Here is a 4,094-nt window from a genome sequence, read left to right as displayed (position 1 = left end):
TCATAGTTCCAGTTTCTCAAGTTATTGAGTCTCTGGCAAACACGGGGCGATTCATTCTCCCTTTGATTTTACTATTTGGAGCTAGCTTTCAGACTCAAGCTCTAGATGTAGAGCCTATGAATAATAAATACTCTCAAACTAAGAATATGGAATCGTTTGAGTTGAACATCTTACAAAGAAGCACGCTGGAAGATATTATACAGAATGCTAATTCAGATAAACGAATTGATGCTGAAAGTGAAGATGGACTTAAAGACACATTCGGAGATTTAAGTCGAAAAGTTTCTTATTCGGGTGTTGAAATGCTAAACATGAATTTGAAATTTGAGGGAATAGCTTCACCTAACATCTCTTTAAAGCCAACTAATCTAACGTATGGCAGAGATTTAAAGTTAAGAAGTGTTGAGTTCAAATCACAAAACAAAAAAATAAAAGCTAGGCTGTATTCATTCGAGGAGAGTAATGAAAGTGCTGAGCCATCTGAGCTTTATTATGAGTTAATTGTTAGCACTAATGAAAGTGAAAAATTCATAAGGTTTTCAGCGGATTGGGAAGTTATTAGTGCTACAGAGACAAAGCGACTGCAAAAGCCCTCCCAATCGGGTGATCACACAATAGAAGTAAGTGATGGGTTAATTAAAGACAACTTAGTTGCTGCTCCTGTTAATTCTTATGCATCAAAGTCTATTAATGGCTGGGCTGTAAAAATGCCGTTAGATCCAAAAACATCTCTAGAAAACACAATAGGTCCTGGCGTCTTGTGGTTAATACATCCAAACATAGCTAAAAGAATGAAAGAATATAAATTCAGACAGTATATGCCTGTCCCTGTTTTGAGAGGCATAACTGATATTATAGATGGAGAAGGTAATATCAGTGGAATGAGGTACTATACAGCTCATGAAAATACTAAATTCGGTACTGAGCGGTACGCGTATAGTTTACCGCCGGAGGATGTTTGTCCACAAGGTAGATGCAGTAGGAATTTTTCTCAGTTATTGTCTAAAATGGCCAATAGTCAAAAGCTAAGAGAGATGCGTAAGGCATGGAAAGCAGACGTAGTGCTATTTATTCACCCTTTCTTTGATTCAGTAAGTGGGGTCGCCGGAAAAGCCTATAAGCCAGTTAGGTCGGGTGATAGAAATAATAAACACTTGGCTTTTGCTGTAGCCAGCTGGGGTTTTAACACTTATGCGAACGAATACTACGCTATGCATGAGTTATTTCATTTGATTGGTTTAGGTCATTCAGCGCATAGCTCAGGACAGCCAGGCGTATCTCCGGCAAGGGCTTTTATTGGTAAGTACACAGACAGTGACAAAGATAAAACCACTTATGGCGTAAGAAGTTTTATGGCGTATGAAGATGTATGCAAAAGGGTAGCAAAAGCAGATATTTGTGAGAGGCATGATCATTTTTCTTCAACTAGTAGATATATTGAGTTAAGTAACGGAAAAAAGCTAAAGCTTGGATCAAGTTATGATGACAATAGCTTTACAGCTATCAAGTTTATAAGGGAAGTGGGAAATTATAGCAAAAAGTTGTAGATATAACCCTTGTGCTCTCTGTATTTTTTAAATTGATAGCCAAGAATAGTGGTAACTTTTATTTATGGCTATCAATATAACCGTAAGCGCGTAATTAGCCCCACATACCAATGTTAATGGCACCTATGCATAATTTACTCAGCATATTAACCTGAGGTAATTATGAATAAACAGCAAAAAATAAAACACTGGCAAGGCATTTTTGAGCAGCAAAAATCGAGTGGTTTAGCCATCATTCAATTTTGTCGTGATAACAACATTAACGCATCGACTTTCTATGTTTGGCGTAAACGCCTTTCTGACGAAACGGTAAGGGTTAAAAAGCAACAGGTGATCCCGTTTGTTATTCATGAGCAAGCCTTTACGCAACCTTCAATCATTAAACTCACCACACCAAACGGCTATCAAATAGACTTCGAGTCGACATTAGCTAACCAAACGCTAGCCACAAGTGTCAGTACAAGAGCTGCCGCACAAGGAATTACTTATTTCGAAATTGGAGCCGTACAATCGGTTTCCTATCCTAATATAGACCCTGTATCAGCTAATCAGTTCTCAACCACTCAAAATCATGGCGGTGGCCAAGTTAGAGTTTATGTATTTCAGTTCGGTTACGGTAATACAAACAACGCAACGTTTGCAGGTTCTAGTGTATCTGCCACATCTAGCACTCCTAGATGTGGAGCAAACCTAAGTACTTGTAGTGCAGGCCAAACAGTTACTGGATTCCTCCATCAATTCGATTTTTTTGGCGCATCAAATATAAGTGGTACTGTTAATGTTTCAGCAAATTCGATAGCATCACCATTTGGTTTTTGGAGTGATTCTGTTTTCGTTCAATAATTAACACACAAGAATTAGAGCACAACCCATGTTCACAATGACACACGAACATGGGTATTTAACCAATAAGTTTTACAATATCAAACACTCTAGACTTAGCTTCAATTGCATTTCTCATTTGAGCTGACCCGTCACTATGTAATTTTAGGCTTTCCAATTCCTTAGTCACGTGAGCTACATAATTAACTTTTTCATCTAAATTAAAATCAATACTTGGTGGTGTATACATATCAAGCATTTGACCGCTAGAAATTAACTTATTGTCATAAAGCTCTTTAGCCATTCCCATTACTTCATTTCCAGAAATATTGGTCATATCGTATTTATTTGCAATTTCTTGCCATTTAGCTTCAGCATTGCGACCGGCAGAGCTGATTGAAACGGTGTCTGTTTCGGTTTTCTTGGTTGTGTTAGTAGCCTGTCCATCATTTATTCTTGTGCTTAACGCGCTATGTTGGGCTGACTCAGCATGATTAACATACGGTGTATTAGTAATTTGCATATTTGCTCCCTTATTAAATATTGCAACGACAATGCTTATATCAGAGCAAGTAGCAGGCCAACAAATCGAAACCTGTTATTTGCAACAGGTTTTTTAGAAGTATTAATACTAATCTCACAAACTAAGTGATCATTTATATGGGTTAAAACCACTAACTACTGCGTTATTTATTTAATTATTAGAACAGCTAGTTATGTAAAAAAGCCTTGTGTTTAATGATTTTCCTCCGCCTAAAATAGATCACTTAATTAATGAAAGTGGTATAAGCACGAAAGTACACATCGAGGTAGAAATGTCAGTGATTTTAGCCAACAGAAGCGGCAAATGGGAAATAGTATGGTTTAATAACGGCAAACTATTGCCGATTAAATAAGGGGATAATTAAGTATTCATTTAAATCTCGAATGAATGAGATCTAGCCTAGCGATAATTTTGTTGCTTCAGTTGATACTTTTTCAAATACATCATTCAATATTCTATAAATCGTAGCCGAACCCAAGTCATAATCTTTTGCCAATTGACCAATGGGTACACCTTCTTTCCTTTTATTATAAATTTCTAAATCTATTTCATCGGTTCTTTTTGTTGGTCGACCAAATTTAACGCCGTGCTCTTTAGCTTTAGCAATACCCTCTAGTTGCCGCTCAGAGCGTAAATCAGTTTCAAATTCGGCAATGGCTGCTAACATGTTAAACATTAACCTTCCAGTGGGAGTAGATGTATCAATTGCTTGGTCAATTACTACTAGATCAATATTTTCTGCCTGAAAGCGCTCCGCAACTTGTGATAAGTGAATAACGGAACGCGCAAGACGGTCTAATCTGGTGATAACAAAAGTGTCCCCTTCCCGAAGATAATTCATGCACTTTTGAAACTCTGGTCGAGCCGCTGTTTTACCACTTTGCTTTTCATGATAAATTTTATCGCAGCCAACTTGATTTAACTTATCAAGTTGCACTTCTAAACTTTGACCTGTTGAGCTTACTCTCGCGTATCCAATTTTTGACATTTTTTTATCGTATACTTTAAGATGTTTTGATAAAAACATTATGAGAGTACTTTTGATAATAGTCAAATATAGTTATCATAAAGTATAGCTTTTTGTAAACTAACTCAATAAAGGATTTTAAGTTATGAAATATTCACATCATGGCTAGCGCATTTTAATCCCAGATTCTAACAGGGTTGAGCGATAATCATCG

Annotated in this window: 4 protein-coding genes; 2 read left to right on the top strand and 2 right to left on the bottom strand. The window is 36.8% G+C overall.

What is annotated here, in order from left to right:
• Positions 1-1,547 (top strand): hypothetical protein (locus tag QMA00_RS18590; protein ID WP_290158450.1); only part of this gene is annotated, 1,547 nt, incomplete at its 5' end.
• A 162-nt stretch (positions 1,548-1,709) separates the two neighbouring features.
• On the top strand, positions 1,710-2,390 hold the full coding sequence (locus tag QMA00_RS18585; RefSeq protein WP_290158447.1) for a DUF4879 domain-containing protein: 681 nt from the start codon (positions 1,710-1,712) through the stop codon (positions 2,388-2,390).
• Between the two features lie 58 nt (positions 2,391-2,448).
• Here QMA00_RS18585 and QMA00_RS18580 read toward each other — a convergent pair whose 3' ends face one another.
• Together QMA00_RS18580 and QMA00_RS18575 are read right to left on the bottom strand one after the other, a co-directional pair.
• Complete coding sequence (locus QMA00_RS18580; protein WP_024604508.1) at positions 2,449-2,892, bottom strand: hypothetical protein; 444 nt, start codon at positions 2,890-2,892, stop codon at positions 2,449-2,451.
• Positions 2,893-3,307: 415 nt separating this feature from the next.
• Positions 3,308-3,940, bottom strand: a complete 633-nt coding sequence (locus tag QMA00_RS18575) for a recombinase family protein (protein ID WP_263972598.1) — start codon at positions 3,938-3,940, stop codon at positions 3,308-3,310.
• Positions 3,941-4,094: the final 154 nt, after the last annotated feature.

This window comes from Pseudoalteromonas sp. APC 3694 (genome assembly GCF_030407565.1).
Lineage (GTDB): Bacteria > Pseudomonadota > Gammaproteobacteria > Enterobacterales > Alteromonadaceae > Pseudoalteromonas > Pseudoalteromonas tetraodonis.
The sequence above is the reverse complement of the archived record's forward strand: the minus strand, read 5'-3'. Positions and strand labels throughout refer to the sequence as shown.

What these genes read in the sequence shown, in the direction of transcription:
- QMA00_RS18575 (WP_263972598.1), bottom strand. Translation starts at nt 3,940, where the DNA reads ATGTTTTTATCAAAACATCTTAAAGTATACGATAAAAAAATGTCAAAA.
- QMA00_RS18580 (WP_024604508.1), bottom strand. Translation starts at nt 2,892, where the DNA reads ATGCAAATTACTAATACACCGTATGTTAATCATGCTGAGTCAGCCCAA.
- QMA00_RS18585 (WP_290158447.1), top strand. Translation starts at nt 1,710, where the DNA reads ATGAATAAACAGCAAAAAATAAAACACTGGCAAGGCATTTTTGAGCAG.